This window comes from Sulfurovum sp. MH2-6, assembly GCF_058374785.1.
Genome location: NZ_CM178170.1, coordinates 1,656,342 through 1,674,746, shown reverse-complemented (window position 1 = coordinate 1,674,746; position 18,405 = coordinate 1,656,342). Strand labels below are relative to the sequence as shown.

The following is an 18,405-nucleotide window of genomic DNA, read 5'->3' as shown; positions in this document are numbered from 1 at the left end:
TAAAATCATAGATATAAAGGAATATCTTTGGCACTACTCGATAATGATAAAGATGTGTTGCCCCTCAGCAGTATTGCTGAGCTTTTAAGCGCGAAAGTCCGTACGCTGAAAATGTATGAGGAGAAATGTTTGCTTCCGCCCAAAGAAGTAGAGGGGAGTAAAAAACTCTATTCGATCAATGATGTAAAACTGATCGCTTTTGTGCACTATCTGGCAAGTGTAAGAAAGATCAATGCCAATGGTATTAAGTATATACTGGAGATGCTGCATAGCAATATGGACGAAGCCAATAGAAATGAGTTTTTAACTAAAGTCGAGACAAAGCTTGAATCTCTTTCCGGTAAAGATGTTTCAGATATAGAGATGATCTGATTGTAGCTTGTTCCTGGATGATGTTATCGGTCTTATCCGAAGAGATTTTTAATTTTACTAAAATGTAAAATATTTACATAATAAATGTATTTATTTTACATATACTATGTAATAAATAAACATACTATCAGTATTTTTAACTATAATCCTTCATGAGTTTGAAGTTGATGTTTTTCTCCTTATGTAAAACTTCTTTTTTGCCTCTGGCTTCAAACTCAATATCTATTAATTTTCATCATATCTTTAGAACAATACGATTAAAACGGGTTCAAGAGTTATTTGGGAGAGAGGATCTTTTCTGCCAGCTTCCCCTGTATCACTGCAGCTGCCAGAATGTACACCATGAGTATCACCGTAAACGCAATGCCAAAATAGCCGGCCATCATCGGCAGCCAGGGAACTTTGATCGACCGGGCATAGAAAAATGCGATGATGAAACTCTCTTTGACGCCGTTTGCACGCAGCTCGCTTAACATCGGATACCAGATATAACTCGGTCCATGAAAGAACACGCCGCTGATGAGCGCGATGAGCCACCCTTTCAGACCGCTGTTTTTACCGAGGTAGTGAGAGAGATGTTTGGGTTGGATATAGGAGTTGATCACGGTCATTAAAAAGAGTACGACCAACAAAATGGGTAAAATAGTCTTGAGAACCCCTATACTGATCTGAAGTGCGTCAAGGGCTGAGATTGGATCAAAGAGTGCTGCCAACAGATACAAAGAGACAACAACTAAGAGCATCCCTTTGCCCATCATTTTCCCTTCTCTTGTTGCTCTCATAAGATAGACTCCAGGGTAAAGACTGTCATCAAAGAGACAACGATCGAGAAGAAAAAGCTCAGGAGGTTCCTTACCAGTGTGAATCTCATCCCAAAGAGGGAATACTCCAACGGGAGTTGTACCACTCCAAGCGTGACAAAAGAGAGGATAAATGCCGTGACCGCATAGAGTGATATCCCCTGATTTGCCAACTCTCCGCCGATAATATAGCTGATAAAAGGCTGTCCGATGGAGAGCGCGCCGGTGATCGTCCCTATGAGTGTGTCATAAAGCGTGGATCCGGTAAAGAACGACTGGATCATTTCAGGCGTGATATAGGTTTGAAACAGTCCTAGCAGACCGATCACTGCGAGCAGCATAGGAGCAATGGTATAGAGTGTACGGAATGCACTTTTGAGGGCTTGGGTCAATAAGGTTTTCTCTCTTTTCATAAAACAATTATAGTCAATTTATGAAGATAAGAACAGAGAAAGGTTATAAATGCGTGAGAGGGGGGGAGAAGTTATTATGCTTCCCGTCCTCTCAGTCTTTTGACAAAACCGTTTTGTAGTATACCATTCGGGTCCTCCTGATCCACATAGCTCCAGAATGCATCCCACTTCGGATAGGCACGCTTGAAGTCATCTGTGGTGATACGGAACTGTTTACCCCAGTGCGGACGACCCCGGTATCTGAGCAGGATCGTGTCAATCTCTGTAAAGTAACGTTGATACTCAGGATGCCTGTAGTACGGGAAGTGTATCTTGGTACCGATCCAACAGGTGTCCATACCGTAAGAGGGGCTCATCCAGTAGTTGTCACCTTTGACAAAACGTACTTCAACAGGTGTATCGACATAGATACCTTTCTCTTCGATCATTGCGATCACCTCTTTGAAGACCTTGAAGGTATCCTTGATATCAAACGCATACTCGACGACATCCTGTTTAAGCAGGTGGGGAAGGAAAAAGGCCCAGTGTGCATCGTAGACACTCTCGTTATGTTCCGGAAGCAGGATACGGCTCATGAGACGGTTGATCTTCGGGACCAGCGAACGCCTGAACGAGGCAAAGAAGAGCAGAAACTCATGAAAGAGGTTGTTGATCAGCAGCCCCGTTGTAAAGTAGGTCATAAACTTTTTATAGCCGCTTGAACGCGGTTTGTCGGTACGGTTCCCCAGCCAGACCATAAAGTCTCTGGTGTGGGGGATCCAGATGAACTTGAAGTGGTCGTTTTCGGCCAACAACTGATCAAACTCCGCTTCGATCTGCTCAAAAGGCATCTTTTTCTCTACCACTTCCAGCTTGAAGTAGGGCTCACACTGCAGTGTGATCTTGGTGATGATACCGAGCACCCCAAGCCCCACTGCATAGATCCCAAACGCTTCATCACTCTTGTTTATACGTTTTTTCTCCCCGGTAGGTGTGATGATCTCAAAGGCTGTGACAAAGGAGCTGAAGATGGAGTAGTTTATCCCGCTTCCATGGTATCCTGTCGAACAGGCCCCTGCAAGGTTATCGAAGATATTGGTACCGAGATTGGAGAGGGAAAGTCCCTCTTTTTTCAGATGTTTGATCAGGTCGGGCATCATGATACCCGCTTCAAAAGTGACCCGGTTGCGTTCTTTATCCACTTCCAGGACTTTATCCATCGACTTTAGGGAAAGCAGGATGCCATTTTCACCGGGACAGAAGATATCATTGTAGGAGTCACCGCCACCTACGACTTTGAGTTTTTTTCCCTGATCATTGGCCTCTTTGACCAAAGCAATGATCTCCTCTTCACTTGTTGGATAGCGTACCTGGCTGACGTTGCAGCTGCATGTTCTGGCCCAGTTGGTTTTGATGCTTCGTAATATTCTCATAGGTGCAAATATACAAAGAAGCCACTTAGTATGGGATTAACTTCCCAGAAGATGGGAAGAGGGAAGCGTGATATGACAGATAAACCCTCCATTATTCTCAAAGCTGATCTCTCCGCCAAGCTCTTTGACTGTCAGTTTGATAAGCTCTGAACCGAGAGAATGGCTTTGGTCAAGTTTTTCTCTCTCGCATCCTTTGCCGTTATCACGGTAGGTAAAGTAGAGTTTGTCCTCTTTGAGATGGAAAGTGAGTTCAATCATATTGTTGTTTTTGGGATCAAATGCGTATTTGAGTGAGTTGGTTACAAGTTCATGGATGATGCTGCCCAGCTGCTGCATCACCTGTGCATTAAAGTAGAGTTTATCGATCTTCATCTTCACCTTGATCGGCAGTTCGCTCAGAGAGAGGAGGTGGTCGATCAGTTCATCGATATAACGCTCAAAAGTGATCTCTTCTTTCTGGCCTTCTCTATAGAGGGTATCCTGTATAGAGGCAATCGTCTCTATACGGGTGCGGTTCTTGTCTATGAGTGATTGGATATCTTCTTTATCATGTCGGTGCATCTGCATGCCGAACATACTGCTGATGAGGGAGAGATTGTTGCGCAGGCGGTGGTGGATCTCACCGAGTGCCAACTCATGTTTCAGATTGTTCTCAAAAAGCTTATAGTATGCATCTACGATCGTCAGATGATAAAAGAGTCCAAAGAGGATGATAAAACATGCACTGAGCATATAGCCGTAGACGACACTTGCCTGAAACATCTCCGATTCCACTTGCCAGACAAAGTAGGCGTACAGAGAGAGTATGATCACTGAGGTGTAGTGCAGCAGTGTCATGATGGTTGACTCTTTCAGGGAAAGTGTCAGGTAGGCGATGAGGGGTAAAAAAAGCGGGAAAAAGTAGCTATAGAGTGCAAACTCCTCAAAGTACATGATCAACTGCATCTCTACGGAGTATACGATAGAGAGTCCGAAGGTAGCGAAACGGAGATTTCGATACTTGAGATAGTGTACCAGGAGAAGGCTGTTGATCACTACGGCACTACTCTGAACAATAGCAAAGCTGTATCGCTCATACGTCAAGTCAAAGAGGGCACTGATCGCATTGAGTACCACGGCAAAACTGAAGAGAAGATGTGCCAGAAGCTCTTTGAGGGGAAGCGATTTGAAATATTTGACGACCGTAAACAAGTTAGGACCTCCGTGTCTTCAATAGGGGATCAAGGAGTATCTCATAGCGGAGCCCATCTGCAGACGTAATATACAGCTCTCCCTTAAGGTACTCTGTTGAAGCTTTGATAAAAGAGAGTCCCAGTGCATTTTTGTGGTTGAGCTTTGTGATATCACATCCTCTGCCGTTATCCCGGTACACAAAATGCAGCATACCGCCTTCTTCTTTAAGAGAGATAGTGATCCTGGGAGCAGCGGTTTGGCTGAAAGCATATTTGACAGAGTTGGTTAAAAGCTCACCCAGGATGATGCCAAAGTGCTGCATGGTTTTGATAGAAAACTGGATAGGGTCGATCTCTTTTTCAAGGATAATAGCCTGATCGCTATAGTTAAAGATATAGCTGCTTAACTCATCTACATAACTCTCGAAGTCTATTGAAGCAAAATCTTTTTGCTTGTAAAGAAGTTCATGGATCAGAGAGATCGCTTCGATACGTGCCGTGCTCCCGAGCATCACACTGTTCAGCTCCTGTTGATCGGCTCCGAACTTATTGATACTCAACATCGAAGAGACAACATGCAGATTATTTTTAATACGATGGTGTATCTCACTGAGTGCCACCTCTTTTTTTTGATTGGCATCAAAAAGCATTTGATAGTTTTCAGAAATCGTAAGGTGGTAAACCATCCCAAATAGGATAATAAAAACGACGATAAAGAGATAGACCTTCAACGGGATAAAGGCAAAAGCAGCAGAGTCAACTCCCAAAACCAGGTAGCCGTAGAGTGAAACAAGTGTCACAGCTGCGTAATGCAGCAGAATAAAGAGCGTGGATTCTCTAAAAGAGAGGATCAGGTAACTGCCGATAGGAAGAAGGATAGGAAAGAAGTAGCTGCTGAGTGCAAAATCATTGAGATAGAGCAGGATGATAAAGTATATGGAACTGGTGCTAAGCACGCCATAAGCACTGTAGTTCAGTGCTCTGTGTTTTGTATAGTGTAAAGTAAAGTAGATCAGTGCTGCCATAAACATCCAATGCAGCAGTGCAAATGTCACTTCATGCAGAGATAACAGAGCATACAGACCAACAACCAGTTGATAGCCGATGAAGAGGATGGCAAGAAGGTAACTGAGTTGTTCTTTCGGTGCCAGGTATTCCCATGAAGTGCGTAGTCTATTCATGAAAATATTTTATCTCAAAATCTATTAAGAGTTAAGCTCTAAGAGGGTATAACACATTTAATTAAGCGATAAGGAGTCTATCATGAGTAACGCATTGAATGTCCTTGGAGAACCCCTTGAACCATGCAGTCTCAAACCACTGACCGGATTTTACAGGGACGGCAGCTGTTTTTCGGATGAAAACAACCCCGGGTATCATGCCGTCTGTATCTATGCGACTGAAGCGTTTCTGGAGTACTCAAAAAAAGCGGGTAACGATCTCTCTACACCGATACCGGAGTACAATTTCCCGGGTGTGAAACCCGGGCAGAGCTGGTGTCTTTCCGGACCGCGTTTTATACAGGCACTGCGCGATGGTATGGCACCGAAGATTTTTATCCATGCCACCCATGAACGTATGTTGGAGCTGGTGGATCTTGAGATCCTTAAAAAGTATGCGATAGACCTCTAAGAAGTAAAGGATAAGCGTGACTAAAGAGCGTGAGGGTGAATGGTTCATGGTAGGATCAGCACTCTTTGAGAGCTGGTTCCCCATATTTTCTATCTCAGCGATGGCCTATGTGGGAGCACTGCATACCTATGCATACTCTCTGGTCGTTGCATTGTTCTTCTTTTTGTTGATCATGTACCGAAGAGAAAGGTTTGGTGAGTTACGTAACACACAGGCATACCCCGACCTGCTCTGGACGACATTTTGGATCACGGCACTTTTTGTCCTGGTTTTTATCGGGATGCGGTATACCACGGCAGGCAATATGGCGGTGATCATCTTTCTGCAGCTCTTTTTCTCTTACCTCTATTTTAATGTATTCGGCAAAGAGGAGATGTACAGGGTGCACCTTTGGGGTGCATTGATCATGGGGATAGGGGCAATAGTGATATTGATCCCGGAGGATATCTCCTTCAATAGGGGTGACCTTCTGATCCTGGCCGCTGCAGCGATCTCCCCGCTTGCCAACCTCTATCAGAAACGTGCCCGGAACCACTGCTCTTCCGAAACGGTCCTGGCATTTAGAACAGTGGTCGGTTTACCTGTTGTGGCCATCATGGCATGGTTTCTGGAACCTGCTGTCTCCATGGAGATGCTGAAAAAGGCACTGCCCTATATCTTCCTTATAGGGACGCTTGTGTATGTAGGTTCCAAGATACTCTGGATAGAGGCGCTGCACCGCACTTCCATTACCAAAGTGAGTGCAATGTTGGGACTGATGCCGGTAATGACGCTTATCTTTGCCTATCTTTATTTGGGGGAAGTACCGCAGCTTCGTCAACTCTTTGGTATCATTCCGGTACTCGTAGGCGGCTATCTGTTGACCAGACCGCTTACATCGATAAAATAATGACAGGGATAAAGCGATGAAAGATATACGGATATGTTATGTAGGGGACTCCTTGGTTAACGGTACAGGCGACCCTGAAAAACTTGGTTGGAGCGGAAGGCTTTCGGCAATGAGTGAGAGCAAAGAACGCCAAATCACGCATTACAACCTGGGTGTCAGAAGAGAAACAAGTGCAGATATTTTGGAGCGATGGGAACAGGAGGTCTCCTGTCGGCTTGTCGGGAGTGAAGATATCTATCTGGTCTTCTCTTTCGGGGTCAATGATACGGTGTGGGAAGAGGGCGGCGTACGTATCGGACTTAATGAGAGTCTTGCCAACCTGGAGAAGATAGTGCTGGAAGCAAAGAAAAACTATCCGGTGATCATGGTGGGGCCGCCGCCTGTGGATGACCGGGAACAGAACGAACGTATCAAAAGGTATGATGAGGTCTACAAGTCGTTTTGTGAAGAGCACTATGTGGCTTACTTCTCTCTCTTCGATACCTTGGCAGCCAATGAGATCTGGGGGAAAGAGGTCTCAGGTAATGACGGTGTGCATCCGCTTGCCAAAGGCTATCAGCTCCTGGCAGAGACGGTGTATCAATGGGATACCTGGTGGTTTAAGGGATAACAGGTACCTTCAAAGTCTGATCAAGCGTAGCATATCCTCTTCCGACCCTAGCGATCGCTTCAAACTCTACTTTGATCTTCTCTCTGTCCGTGATGATCTGCTCATCCAAGTAGAGGTGTTTGATCTCCACGATCACCGGGATGGTATTGGAGCCCTGGAGGTCGACCTCCTGCAGGTAGTTGCAGAAGAAAGCTACTTTGATCCCTTGTGGCATAGGGGGATACCCCTCGATCACCTCTTGGGTAGGAATCTCAAATAGTTCCGCTTCACTCTCAGCAGGCCCCAGCTCCTTGGAGCTGAAGTGCATTGCTTCAAAATGTGTTTCATCGATGAGGGCAATCATACATTTTTTTGTCTCCCGGAGGTTTCTCAGCGTATCTTTCGGTGTACCGTCACTGCGGTGGCCGATAGAGACGATCATGGTCGGCGGTTCCGAAGAGAGCGGGGTAAAGAAGGAGAAGGGTGCCAGGTTCAGTACTTCTCCCTGAGTGGCGATCCATGCGATAGGACGGGGAACGACAGTCTCTGCCAGCAGAAAGTATCTCTCAACCGGTCTCTTCTCCTTAAAATCGATTAACATCTATGCTCCTTTATATGTTTCTGTTTTCTATCTGTGTCAAGATATCTTCTACGCAGCAGGCTACCATCTCATAGACCTTCTCGAACCCCTCAAAGCCTTTGAAGAAGTAGGGGTCAGGGACATCGGCACCTTGGTAGTTTCCAAACTCTCCAAGCCTGTAGACTTTTTCAAAACCAAAGGATTCGAGGTCTGCCTGGTTTTGGGTATCCATCGCGAAGACATAGTCAAATGAAGCGATATCCAGCCTGGAGATAGGACGAGAACGCTGCTGTGAGATATCGATACCGTTGTTTTGCGCCACTTTGATAGAGTTGTGACAGGGGGCTTCCCCCTCATGCCAGTTGCTTGTACCCGCCGACTCTACATAATATGGCAGATTCTCTGTATCGATATGTTTTTGTGCCACCCCTTCCGCCAGGGGGGACCTGCAGATATTGCCTAAACAGACAAAGAGAATTTTTGTATCACTCTGCATCGCGTGCCTTTTTAGAGTGAATTGTAATCCTTCTTACTGAATTTTTCCTTGCAGGAAGTGTTCAAATATCTCTGTAACCAGTGCAATGCGTTCGGCAAAACTCTTTTTTGAGGCACGTTCTCTCACCGTATGATCTCCATCACCGAAGGGTCCCCATCCATCAATCGTAGCTACTCCTTGAGAAGAGATGATATTGGCATCGCTTACCCCTCCGCGTTTTTCCGTGGGCAGTTCTACCCGGCAGAGGCTGTTGATCTGTTCTATCCAGCACTCCTGCTCAGGTGAAGGCTGCATCACATCCCTTTGGATACCTCCTGAAAGTGTCGCGGTAGTACCCGTGACGGTGGACTCCATGACGATATGGTTGATATCAGCAAGGACTCTGTCCCTCTCTGCTGCAGTGGTGTAGCGTAGCTCGAAGGTTAGTTTGGCATGTGGTGAGATCGTATTGGCTCCTATCCCCCCTTCTATTTTTCCTACATTAACCGTAGTTTGTTTTTCAAGATCGGTTAAGGCTACAAGTTTACTTAATTTATGTGCTGCTTCCAAGTTCGCATCGGCACCATCACTGTAGTGGTTTCCTGCATGGGCAGCGATCCCTTCAATATCGATGAAAAAAGTACCTACGCCTTTACGTCCGGTTACTACTTCATCATTGGCGCCCGCAGCCTCAAAAACCATACAGTAATCATAGTCAGTTGCCAGTTTTGCAGAAAGATGTTTGCTGTCATCACTTCCGGTCTCTTCATCACTGACCAGTAAAAAGTCGATATTATGGATCTCTCCAAATTTTTTATAGACGTTACGGAGTGCTTGTAGTGCGACATAGTTGCCACCTTTCATATCGCATACGCCGGGTCCATAGATCCACTCATCATCCTCATCAAATGTTTCAAAGGTATTAGGGGGAAAAACGGTATCGAGATGACCTAAAAGCAGAAGTCTCTTTCCCTCTTTGATAGGTGCTGTGAAATGTAGATGATCACCTATATCCTCTCTAGTGTACCGAGTAAGTGAATATCCGATCTCCTCCATCCATGATGTAAAAATTTTACCATTTTCATCGACACCTTCTTTGTTTTTTGTCCATGAATTGCGTTCAATTAACTTTTTCAGTTCTTTAAAATTTTCTACTTTCATTGTTGTCTCCGTATCTATAAAATGATTACAATTTAATCACACTAAGTTATAAGTTATTTTAGTAAATCATTGTACAATTTAACATTAAGTGAGGAGGTTAAAATGGGACGTAAAATAGGTTTGTGGCTTTATAGTAATAGCGGTGGAGACGTTATTCAAAAAAAGATTGTCAAAAAGCTCAAAGAGAGGGATATCAAAACAATCACAGATATTAATCTGAGGCATGCAATTGCAAAGAACGGTCATGTACTTCATGATGGTCTGAAGTTGGATCAACTTGATCTGTTTTTTTCATACAATGCCGGAGAGCAAACACAGTATCAGGTGTATCTCTATCAAGCACTCAATCGCATTATACCTATGATTAATACCTATGAGGCATTTGCATTGACCGAGGATAAATTTCAAACTAATTTTATGCTTAGACAGCATGGTATTTCTACACCGAGTTTCAAACTTTGTCACAGGGATGACAGCTATCATCTTAAAAAAATCATTAAAAAATGGGATAAAATGGTCTATAAACCGACTGATGGATGGGGAGGAGTAGGACTTACTAAAATAGAAAATGAAGCAACCTTGGATACATTGCTTCCGTTCTTGAATCAAATGGATTTAAGATTTTTCTATGTAGAGAAGTTTGTCAAATATGATAATACTGACTTCCGTGTGGATATCGTAGATGGTCAATTTGTGGGATGTTACGGACGTAAAGCAAGCAAGAGAGACTGGCGAACGAATGTGACCAGCGGCGGATCAGTATTTTTACGTGAACCAAATGATAAGGTAGTTGAACTGGCAATTAAAGCTGCTAAGATATGCGGTACGGATATTGCAGGTGTGGATATCATCTATGATCAGGAAAAAGAAGAGTATGTCGTCCTTGAAGTGAACGGTATCCCTGCTTTTGCAACACCTGAACAGGAAAAGATGGGACTGGACTTCAATGAGAAAAAGATCGATCTGATTGTAGATCTAATCGATAGAAAAACAGCAAACAAGAAATAAACACTATAAAGGGATTAAATGGCGAAAAAGCAAACGAAACAAAAAAAATTACCAAAACTGGGATTTCTCTATCTTGATCATGTATTGAGATTTTTTGATCACTCAAACTTTAGAGGATGGCCGGATAAGATAGAGACTGTGGTGTATCACTGGAAAAACGATAAAGAGCGTTTCATCAAAGAGGTAAAGCGTAAAAAGATCGATGTATTGATCGGTAATGTTCCTGCAACAGCGTATGAGACATTCAGAGAGATTGCCAGAGCGTTGCCTGATGTAGAGTTCATTCCTTCTCTTGATACACAGTTTGCCAATAAATCGAAGGAGAATGTGACACGTTTTGCATGGAAGTATGATATTCCTGTACCTAAGACCTATATCTTCTATGATAAAGAAAAAGCAGAAAACTTTATCGAAAAAACCGACTATCCTAAGATCATAAAAAAGAGTTACGGTCCTTCTAACTATGGGGGATATTTTGTTCATAAAGTGGATAGCACAGATGAGGCAAAAGAGCTTTTTTCCAAGAAGAAATACTATCCACAGTATTTTCAGGATTTTGTTCCGATGGCAGCCGATGTGCGTGTGATGCTTATCGGGCATAAGCCGGTATGTGCATTCTGGAGAAGACCGCCTGAGGGTGAGTGGCTGACTAACACAAGCCAGGGCGGTACAATGGACTATATGGATGTTCCTAAAGAGCTGCTTGATCTGGCAGTGAAGGTATCAAAAGCAGCGAATGCAGAGTATTGGGCATGTGATATCGCTGTAGGGGAGGATGGTAAGTACCGTATCCTTGAGTGTGCTACTGCATTTGCAGCCTTCCCTTATATCAGAGACTGGATCGGTCAGTATCTGATGTGGAAGTTCTCTGAGGGAAGATTCCCGTTGCCGAACATTCCACTCTTTAACTGGGAAGAGCTTGGGAAAATGGACAGTTCTGTACTGAGAACACTGCGTTATATCACATTTGGTCGTTATACACCTAGTTATGACGGTGCATTTTTCCTTGATACAAAGACTAAGCAGACAGAGGAAGGGGAGATGTACTTACATGAACTTGATTCTCTCTACCCCATCTTGCTTACTGAAGATAGAAAGAATGAAGAGTGGCCAAGTGAGAAGTGGAATTTCCAGGACAACTACGGTAAAAGTATCAAGCAGGTAGAGACAAAAAGTAATCCAGAATATCTTGATGAAGAGGGTTCAGATGAAACAGAAGAGTCTGAAGAATCAGTCATGGTGATCGAAAAAAAAGATATGGTAGACGTCTTGACATCAGTAAAGGGGATAGGTAAGAAAAAATCTGAAAAGATTTTAGATAAATTTGATACACCTGAGCTCATCGAAATGTTAGAAAATGCCCCTAAAACGCTCAAAAATGAGTTCGGATGGTTCAAAAAGAGGATGCTTAAAGAACTCAAAGAGGCATGGACTTTATTTAAAAATAAGCTCTAAGAGTGTAAAACTTCATTTTTTATTTGAGTGGGTAGCTTCTATAAGCTACCCATGACCTACATAACTCAAAAACAATCAAAGGCAGTAAATGAAACGACAGTATATGTCTTATCAGGAGAGTTTAGACTATCTTTACAGTATGGAGAAAGAGTATCCCAATCTTTTACATGTGATTAAGATAGGTACAACCTATGAAGGACGGGATATTGTTCTAGTAAAGATCAGCCAAAATGTAGAAAAAGCTGATGAGAAACCGGCAATGCTCTATACAGGAAGTATTCATGCCCGTGAATGGATCGGTAATGAGTTGGCGCTCAAGTTTATAGAACATGTAGCGCACAACCAGTTTGTAGATCCTGAGCTTGAAAAGAATCTTGAGGAAGCAACCATCTATATGGTACCGTGTCTCAATCCTGACGGGTATGAATATTCACGTAAACATTTTTCTTTTTGGCGTAAAAATAGACGTGTGAATCATGACGGGACCATCGGTGTTGATTTGAACCGTAACTTCTCTATAGGTTTTGTCAAGCAGAGCAATACCAGCTCAAATGTATATGGCGGTGAAGAACCGTTCAGCGAAGCGGAGACCAGTGCGATCAAAGCGTTTGTGGATGCCCATGATAACATTACTATAGCCTTTGATTACCATTCTCAGGGAAATGTTTTTTTCCCTGCACATAAGTTTATGCATGAATCAGAGATAGACGGTACAGATATGAATGTACTGTGTGCCAATATGAATGATGAGATATCAAAGGTGACCGGACGTAAATACGGTATCCATAGAGGAAAGCCACCTGCCGCATTGATCAGCGGGAGTGGAAGAGAGTATTATTACTCCAAGGGTATTATCTCGACAGTGGTTGAAGTAGGTACGAAAAACATTCCTGACTATATGAAAAGTATGAGTAGCAGCATTCATGAAAACATTCCTGCATTAAAGATGGCATTTGGCGAAGTAATGAACTACTCATCCTATGCACCCAAAAGGGTAGATATGTTCACTATCGAGAATAGAGATGCTACTTCTGTTACACTTATATGGCAATATGAAAAGAGAGATGATATCTTTTTTGAGATCTACAGAAGTACCAAAGACAAAGATGCCTGTAATGAACGTACAAAAGTAGGTATCGCCGGTGACAACCGCTTTGTAGATACGGATCTCTCCAGTTCTACAAACTACCACTATACTATCAGAGCGGTCAATAAGCATACTGGATTGAAGTCACCTTTTGCACCTGTAGTGAAGGTACGTACATGGCTTGAGGATGATGAGTTCTTTAAACTACTCTTTGCAAGCAAGAGTGATACGGGATATGTTGGGGAGTTTACCCATGAACAGAACCGCTCGCACTTTGGACTCAATTCACTTTTTGTCGGGGTCAATAAATCCAAAGGGATCTGTGATTCAGTGGTGAGTTTTGATTTTGATGCACTTCCAAAAGATGCGATCATCAAGTCAGCTCGTTTTTATCTTTATCCGATGAACCGTGTCGCTGCGAAGATTGAAAAGTATGGAGAGTGGAATCTTTCACTGCTTGATCAGGATAGCTTTTCAGAGGTGACTGATTTTGATCAGATAGAAAATGCCAAGACCAAAGGGGTGATCGGGCGTGCGATTCAGTCAAGTAACCTTACTCAAGGGATCTGGAATCATTGGACTTTCTCCAGGCATGAGTGTAGATTGCTTCAGGAGGAGATAGCCAGAGGAAAAGTGACATTTCGTATCGATGGTCCAAAATCACTTCCTGAGGGAGAAGATTCTCAGATGATGCAATTTGATATCGGATACGGGAAGTTTGGTGGGGGTATTCACTATAGACCGGTTCTTGATATCAAATATACAGTTGAACCTGAAAAGGTCAGACTACCTGCAACAACGATGAGTACGATCTCCCTCAATAGTATAGATGTGGGACTTAAGAGTGGATTTGATCAAGAAGGGGAAAAAGTGTATGGGTATATGGACTTTGACCTTTCACAACTGCCTGATCCGGAGAGTACGATCATTACGAAATGTGCATTACGTATACGTAATAAAAATACGTTTAAAAAGAGATCAGATGTACGTTATTATGTTGAGCTTGTCGAACTTGATGAGGTTGGGGAGTATGAGGATATAAAAAACCGTGACAAGATCGAGTATATCGGATATGAGGTTGCAGAATCCGATCTTAATTCCAAAGAGTGTCAGTATTTCAATTTTGATACATTCTCAAGAAATATACTCGATCTGATGCATCTGCAAGGTAAAAAGCTTAAGCTTGTAATTAAGCCGACTTCACCGGCGGGTATAACTAACCGTATTGTTGAATGGAGTCCGGATGTGGAATTGATAGTCAAGTACATTCAAAAACGTCGTCACCCAGTAGCAAAAGTGGAAAATCTTAAGATGACGAAAGAGAATAAAATGATTAAGTTAAGTTGGGGCCAGGTTGATGATCCGGCACTCAAAGGCTATTATGTCGTACGTAACAGTTTCCACCCTCCAAAACACTTCAATGACGGGGTAAAACTCTATGGAGGCAAAGATACCTATACCTATGACAACTTCGCCTCTCTGGAGAAAGAGAAATACTATTCTGTCTTCACCTATGATGACGTTCCCAACTTTTCGGAAGCTGTAACGGTCAAGTATAATCCATTGGAGAACTATTAATACCGGGAAAGTGAAGATTTGGCTATACTTTCAGGAAATTTCTAAAGGAGAGCCTCTTATGAAAAAGATCACTTCACTTACTTTAGCTTGGATGTTTTTAGTCTCGTCTGTCAGTGGACTGATGCTTTTCGCGGCTCCTCCCGGGCGTATCGCATACTGGGCTGACTGGTCACTTCTCGGATTGACAAAGACAGAGTGGGGTGCACTGCATATCGTCGTAACCCTTTTGATGCTTTTGGTAGCGGGGCTGCACCTCTACTATAACTGGAAACCTTTTACCTCTTATATGAAAGAGAAAGTGACAAAAGCATTTCATGCGACCAAAGAGCTGGTGATCTCCCTGCTCATCGTATCCATCGTCTCTATCGGGGCAGTGACACAGCTGCCGCCTTTCGGGTGGATCGTAGATCTGAGCGATTATCTGAGTGAAGAGTGGGAAGTGAGTTACGGTACGCCGCCCTATAACCATGCAGAGCTTGACAGTGTGAGTCGGTTTAGTCAAAAGCTTGGCTTTGATCTTTCCCAGGCGAGCAAAAACCTTGAGAAGAACGGTGTGACCTTTAGTGATAATGAACCTCTGCTTGATATAGCCCATAGATATCATACCAGTCCGCAACATCTCTACCGTATCATAAAAGAGGGTGGGGAAGAGCGTGAAGTACCTCTTCACAGCGGCAGCGGTATGGGACAGAAGACACTGAAACAGCTCTGTGAGGTCCAGGGATTGGATCTGAAAAACGTGTTGCAGAGACTTGAAAAACAAGGGATCAAAGCCGAAGAGAATGAACAGTTTAAAGAGATCGCCGCAAGAAACGGCATGAACCCGATGGATCTCTTGGAGATCGTTGTAAGCAAGGAAAAGAGATAGATGAAGATCAATGTCATTATTGTCGATAAAAAAGGGAAAGAGCCGCTTTATGCCCCTTTGATAGAACACTATAAGAAGATCGCCAAACCATTTGCAAAAGTGGAGGTGATAGAGGTCTTTGACAAAGAGATTGCCCGGGCACATGATATTTCACCCGATGCTGCTCAAAAATCATACACCAAAGCATTGGAAAAATATCTCGGCAGTGGCTATAATGTCGCACTTGATCCGTCAAGTAAAGAGGTAGATAGTCATAATTTTGCTGATCTGCTTAAGGATAAGAGTGAAGTCAATCTCTATATTGGCGGTGCATACGGCTTTGAGAGCGCTTTTTTAAATAAATGTAATAAAGCTATATCATTTGGTAAAATTACGCTTTCACATAAATTAGTGAAGGTTGTATTGCTTGAACAGATCTTCAGAGGACTGGCAATCAATCATAACCACCCATACCATAAATAGGAAGAGGAAGATGTTAACGAAAGAAGAAATGCAGGTTTTTGATGAAAAGCTTACTGCAAGAAAAGAACAGATCGAGAAAAACCTGGCAGGTACAGAACTTGAATTGGATGCAATGCGTGATCTGGAACTGAATGACGAAGGTGATTTTGCTGCAGCATCGGCTGAAAGTACGGTAGATAGTGCTATTTTGGTCCAGCAGCGCAAAGAATTAGCCGAAATTGAACTTGCTTTGGATAAAATAAAAAAAGGTACTTACGGAGTCTGTGAGATGTGTGAAGAGCCTATAGGGTTAAAACGTCTGGAAGTGAAAAACTTTGCACGTTTTTGTATCACATGTCGGGAGATAAACGAAAAAAACGAAAAATAAGAATGAGGGGTAGAAGATGAAACTTGGTTTATATACATTTGCCACAACCGTACTGATGATGATAGTGGGGGCTTTGGCCTACAGTGTCAATGCAGATCATTATGTTGTTGAAGTCATGGGGGTTAACTTGAACTTTCCTGTGGCTGCGTGGCTAGTTTTACCAATGTTTATACTGTTTGTATTTACATTTTTTCATATGCTTGTATATGGACTGAAGAACCACTTTATCCTTAACCGATGGAAAAAAGATGCACAGACGCTGGATGATGCACTCTACTGGGCACTGCTTAACGAGTCCAAAGAACAGAAGTATCTTATAGACGATATCAGTAAGTCGGCTGCTCTGCTTTCCCACAGTAACCTTCAAATGAAGGATGGTATGCCTGAGTTGAACTCCAGACTTACAAAGATCACCGGTATTTTACAAAAGATTCAAAACGGTGAATATATCGATCTGAAAGAGCATAAGCTTGCGAAGGTTTTCAATGAAGGGAACCCTTACTTGATCCAGAACAGGATCAACCGTCTTGAAGTAGATGCAAAGTTCGTAGAAGAGGTGATGAAGTCCTCTTCATCGTTCTCCGGGCCCGTACAGCAAAAGGCACTTGAGATTTTTGCATCGAAAGAGAACTTCTTTAAAGCAAGACAGTATGCCAAAGTCTTTGATATGGATAATTTCCTGGTGATGCTAAGACGTGTCAATCAAGAGGAAGATATGGGGATCTCTCAGGAGATACTCAAAGACTTTATTGACACTATCAATCCAACATGCAGTAACTTTTTGCGTATTGCAGAGATCACCAAAAAACTTTTTACACCGGATGAGAACCTGGCACTTTTCTTCAGCTATCAGACAAAAAACACTAAGGCACAGTATGCCTATCTCTATCTCCTCTTTGAGTATGAGCTTATGGATGAGATCGGGAGATATCTCGATGAACAGGAAGATACCGAGTTTATGAGATTTAGAGCACTCTATACACTTAAAAAGTCGAACGAGAGATATCAACTCGAAGACATTATCAATATTGAGGCGATTTGCCAGGAAGCAAAGTAGTAAAAGGGATTTATGGCTACGATCGATTTTAGTAAAACACTCTACGCATTGGCACCCCTTGCAGGTTTTACCGACCTGCCTTTCCGTTCTGTGGTCAAGAAATTTGGTGTGGATCTTACTGTTTCAGAGATGATCAGCTCCAATGCTCTGGTACATAAAAGTAAAAAAACCTACAAAATGGTTGAAAAGTCCCCGCTTGAAGATCTTTACAGTATACAACTCGCCGGTTCAGACCAGGAAGTGATGCGTCAGGCTGTAGAATATGTCAATACCCTGGAGGATGTTTCGGTGATCGACCTCAATTGCGGTTGCCCTGCACCTAAAGTGGTCAATAACCTGCAAGGCTCCTCTCTGCTGACTGATCTTGGGAAAATGGGTGAGACGATACGTACGATCAAGAAGTACTCCCACAAGCCCTATACTTCGGTGAAAATCCGTATAGGGTTTAATGAAAAGAATCCGGTAGAGATCGCAAAGCTTTGCGAGGGTAACGGTGCTGACTTTATCGCAGTACACGGACGTACACGTGCAGGGCGCTACAAGGCACCGGTAGACTATGATGCGATCCGTGATATCAAAAAAGCCGTTTCTATCCCGGTGATCGCAAACGGTGATATCGATTCTCCGGAAAAAGCGAAGCGTGTATTGGAGCATACCGGGGCTGACGGTATTATGATCGGTCGTGCTGCTGTAGGCAGGCCGTGGATATTTCATCAGATCAAAGAGGGGATGGAGGAAGTATCCTCTCCTTTGATCAAAGCGGTGGTCCTGGAGCACTTTGATCAGATGATTGAACACTATGAGAACTATGGGGCAATTATGTTCCGGAAAAATCTGCATAGCTACTCAAAAGCCGGCTTTCAAGGGGCATCAGCATTCAGGGATCTCGTGAACCGTATTGAAGACCCAAAAGAGATGAGAGAGGTGATTGAAACATTTTTTTCTCAAGAGTTTATTCACCGACCTCACTGATACTCTCCCCGCTAAATAGCCCCTAAATAAAACATGTTATAATCCAATCAAAATTT

20 protein-coding genes are annotated in these 18,405 nt (G+C 43.2%); 12 read left to right on the top strand and 8 right to left on the bottom strand.

Annotated elements, in window-relative coordinates; genetic code table 11:
- The first annotated feature begins 27 nt into the window (after window positions 1-27).
- Window positions 28-372, top strand: coding sequence for a MerR family transcriptional regulator (locus AC4JOV_RS08660; RefSeq protein ID WP_229937977.1), 345 nt, complete (start codon window positions 28-30; stop codon window positions 370-372).
- Window positions 373-647: 275 nt separating this feature from the next.
- Here the strand turns inward: AC4JOV_RS08660 and AC4JOV_RS08655 are convergent, their stop codons facing one another.
- From AC4JOV_RS08655 to AC4JOV_RS08635, 5 genes are all read right to left on the bottom strand, one after another.
- The gene (locus AC4JOV_RS08655; protein ID WP_229937978.1) at window positions 648-1,154 is read right to left on the bottom strand and encodes a permease; all 507 of its coding nucleotides are present in this window, start codon (window positions 1,152-1,154) and stop codon (window positions 648-650) included.
- Window positions 1,151-1,585, bottom strand: coding sequence for a permease (locus tag AC4JOV_RS08650; RefSeq protein ID WP_229937979.1), 435 nt, complete (start codon window positions 1,583-1,585; stop codon window positions 1,151-1,153). Before AC4JOV_RS08650 ends, AC4JOV_RS08655 begins: the two co-directional genes overlap by 4 nt.
- Before the next feature lie 74 nt (window positions 1,586-1,659).
- Complete coding sequence (locus AC4JOV_RS08645; RefSeq protein ID WP_229937980.1) at window positions 1,660-2,997, bottom strand: D-arabinono-1,4-lactone oxidase; 1,338 nt, start codon at window positions 2,995-2,997, stop codon at window positions 1,660-1,662.
- A 36-nt stretch (window positions 2,998-3,033) separates the two neighbouring features.
- Complete coding sequence (locus AC4JOV_RS08640) at window positions 3,034-4,188, bottom strand: sensor histidine kinase (RefSeq protein ID WP_229937981.1); 1,155 nt, start codon at window positions 4,186-4,188, stop codon at window positions 3,034-3,036.
- 1 nt (window position 4,189) lies between these two features.
- Complete coding sequence (locus AC4JOV_RS08635) at window positions 4,190-5,350, bottom strand: sensor histidine kinase (RefSeq protein ID WP_229937982.1); 1,161 nt, start codon at window positions 5,348-5,350, stop codon at window positions 4,190-4,192.
- An 82-nt stretch (window positions 5,351-5,432) separates the two neighbouring features.
- Between AC4JOV_RS08635 and AC4JOV_RS08630 the strand changes: the two genes are divergently transcribed.
- From AC4JOV_RS08630 to AC4JOV_RS08620, 3 genes are read left to right on the top strand one after another with little or no spacing between them, the layout of a single operon-like run.
- A complete protein-coding gene (locus AC4JOV_RS08630) occupies window positions 5,433-5,801 on the top strand; it encodes a DUF2237 family protein (RefSeq protein ID WP_229937983.1) in 369 nt (122 codons plus the stop codon).
- 16 nt (window positions 5,802-5,817) lie between these two features.
- Window positions 5,818-6,690, top strand: a complete 873-nt coding sequence (locus tag AC4JOV_RS08625; protein WP_229937984.1) for a DMT family transporter — start codon at window positions 5,818-5,820, stop codon at window positions 6,688-6,690.
- Between the two features lie 16 nt (window positions 6,691-6,706).
- Window positions 6,707-7,300, top strand: coding sequence for a DUF459 domain-containing protein (locus AC4JOV_RS08620; RefSeq protein ID WP_229937985.1), 594 nt, complete (start codon window positions 6,707-6,709; stop codon window positions 7,298-7,300).
- Here the strand turns inward: AC4JOV_RS08620 and AC4JOV_RS08615 are convergent.
- From AC4JOV_RS08615 to AC4JOV_RS08605, 3 genes are read right to left on the bottom strand one after another with little or no spacing between them, the layout of a single operon-like run.
- A complete protein-coding gene (locus AC4JOV_RS08615) occupies window positions 7,290-7,880 on the bottom strand; it encodes a flavin reductase family protein (protein WP_229937986.1) in 591 nt (196 codons plus the stop codon). The two genes, AC4JOV_RS08620 and AC4JOV_RS08615, sit on opposite strands and share 11 nt — an antisense overlap.
- Before the next feature lie 10 nt (window positions 7,881-7,890).
- Window positions 7,891-8,355, bottom strand: coding sequence for a low molecular weight protein-tyrosine-phosphatase (locus AC4JOV_RS08610; protein ID WP_229937987.1), 465 nt, complete (start codon window positions 8,353-8,355; stop codon window positions 7,891-7,893).
- Window positions 8,356-8,388: 33 nt separating this feature from the next.
- Entirely contained in the window at window positions 8,389-9,495 is a 1,107-nt protein-coding gene (locus AC4JOV_RS08605; RefSeq protein WP_229937988.1) for a M20 family metallopeptidase, read from the bottom strand.
- 102 nt (window positions 9,496-9,597) lie between these two features.
- Between AC4JOV_RS08605 and AC4JOV_RS08600 the strand changes: the two genes are divergently transcribed.
- From AC4JOV_RS08600 to AC4JOV_RS08565, 8 genes are all read left to right on the top strand, one after another.
- A complete protein-coding gene (locus tag AC4JOV_RS08600; RefSeq protein ID WP_229937989.1) occupies window positions 9,598-10,503 on the top strand; it encodes an ATP-grasp domain-containing protein in 906 nt (301 codons plus the stop codon).
- An 18-nt stretch (window positions 10,504-10,521) separates the two neighbouring features.
- A complete protein-coding gene (locus tag AC4JOV_RS08595; RefSeq protein WP_229937990.1) occupies window positions 10,522-11,958 on the top strand; it encodes an ATP-grasp domain-containing protein in 1,437 nt (478 codons plus the stop codon).
- An 88-nt stretch (window positions 11,959-12,046) separates the two neighbouring features.
- Window positions 12,047-14,623, top strand: a complete 2,577-nt coding sequence (locus tag AC4JOV_RS08590; RefSeq protein ID WP_229937991.1) for a M14 family zinc carboxypeptidase — start codon at window positions 12,047-12,049, stop codon at window positions 14,621-14,623.
- A gap of 58 nt (window positions 14,624-14,681) precedes the next feature.
- Window positions 14,682-15,491 carry a DUF4405 domain-containing protein gene (locus AC4JOV_RS08585; RefSeq protein ID WP_229937992.1) on the top strand — a complete coding sequence of 270 codons (810 nt, stop codon included), beginning with the start codon at window positions 14,682-14,684 and terminating at the stop codon, window positions 15,489-15,491.
- The gene (locus tag AC4JOV_RS08580) at window positions 15,492-15,953 is read left to right on the top strand and encodes a 23S rRNA (pseudouridine(1915)-N(3))-methyltransferase RlmH (RefSeq protein WP_229937993.1); all 462 of its coding nucleotides are present in this window, start codon (window positions 15,492-15,494) and stop codon (window positions 15,951-15,953) included. It abuts the gene before it with no gap.
- A gap of 10 nt (window positions 15,954-15,963) precedes the next feature.
- Window positions 15,964-16,320 carry an RNA polymerase-binding protein DksA gene (gene dksA, locus AC4JOV_RS08575; protein ID WP_229937994.1) on the top strand — a complete coding sequence of 119 codons (357 nt, stop codon included), beginning with the start codon at window positions 15,964-15,966 and terminating at the stop codon, window positions 16,318-16,320.
- A gap of 16 nt (window positions 16,321-16,336) precedes the next feature.
- Window positions 16,337-17,377 carry a hypothetical protein gene (locus AC4JOV_RS08570; protein ID WP_229937995.1) on the top strand — a complete coding sequence of 347 codons (1,041 nt, stop codon included), beginning with the start codon at window positions 16,337-16,339 and terminating at the stop codon, window positions 17,375-17,377.
- Between the two features lie 12 nt (window positions 17,378-17,389).
- Entirely contained in the window at window positions 17,390-18,349 is a 960-nt protein-coding gene (locus AC4JOV_RS08565; RefSeq protein ID WP_229937996.1) for a tRNA dihydrouridine synthase, read from the top strand.
- Window positions 18,350-18,405: the final 56 nt, after the last annotated feature.

Coding starts and splice junctions, on each gene's coding strand:
- AC4JOV_RS08645 (WP_229937980.1), bottom strand. CDS start 2,997: ATGAGAATATTACGAAGCATCAAAACCAACTGGGCCAGAACATGCAGC.
- AC4JOV_RS08595 (WP_229937990.1), top strand. CDS start 10,522: ATGGCGAAAAAGCAAACGAAACAAAAAAAATTACCAAAACTGGGATTT.
- AC4JOV_RS08615 (WP_229937986.1), bottom strand. CDS start 7,880: ATGTTAATCGATTTTAAGGAGAAGAGACCGGTTGAGAGATACTTTCTG.
- AC4JOV_RS08580 (WP_229937993.1), top strand. CDS start 15,492: ATGAAGATCAATGTCATTATTGTCGATAAAAAAGGGAAAGAGCCGCTT.
- AC4JOV_RS08605 (WP_229937988.1), bottom strand. CDS start 9,495: ATGAAAGTAGAAAATTTTAAAGAACTGAAAAAGTTAATTGAACGCAAT.
- dksA (WP_229937994.1), top strand. CDS start 15,964: ATGTTAACGAAAGAAGAAATGCAGGTTTTTGATGAAAAGCTTACTGCA.
- AC4JOV_RS08565 (WP_229937996.1), top strand. CDS start 17,390: ATGGCTACGATCGATTTTAGTAAAACACTCTACGCATTGGCACCCCTT.
- AC4JOV_RS08635 (WP_229937982.1), bottom strand. CDS start 5,350: ATGAATAGACTACGCACTTCATGGGAATACCTGGCACCGAAAGAACAA.
- AC4JOV_RS08590 (WP_229937991.1), top strand. CDS start 12,047: ATGAAACGACAGTATATGTCTTATCAGGAGAGTTTAGACTATCTTTAC.
- AC4JOV_RS08600 (WP_229937989.1), top strand. CDS start 9,598: ATGGGACGTAAAATAGGTTTGTGGCTTTATAGTAATAGCGGTGGAGAC.
- AC4JOV_RS08610 (WP_229937987.1), bottom strand. CDS start 8,355: ATGCAGAGTGATACAAAAATTCTCTTTGTCTGTTTAGGCAATATCTGC.
- AC4JOV_RS08570 (WP_229937995.1), top strand. CDS start 16,337: ATGAAACTTGGTTTATATACATTTGCCACAACCGTACTGATGATGATA.
- AC4JOV_RS08585 (WP_229937992.1), top strand. CDS start 14,682: ATGAAAAAGATCACTTCACTTACTTTAGCTTGGATGTTTTTAGTCTCG.
- AC4JOV_RS08650 (WP_229937979.1), bottom strand. CDS start 1,585: ATGAAAAGAGAGAAAACCTTATTGACCCAAGCCCTCAAAAGTGCATTC.
- AC4JOV_RS08630 (WP_229937983.1), top strand. CDS start 5,433: ATGAGTAACGCATTGAATGTCCTTGGAGAACCCCTTGAACCATGCAGT.
- AC4JOV_RS08620 (WP_229937985.1), top strand. CDS start 6,707: ATGAAAGATATACGGATATGTTATGTAGGGGACTCCTTGGTTAACGGT.
- AC4JOV_RS08655 (WP_229937978.1), bottom strand. CDS start 1,154: ATGAGAGCAACAAGAGAAGGGAAAATGATGGGCAAAGGGATGCTCTTA.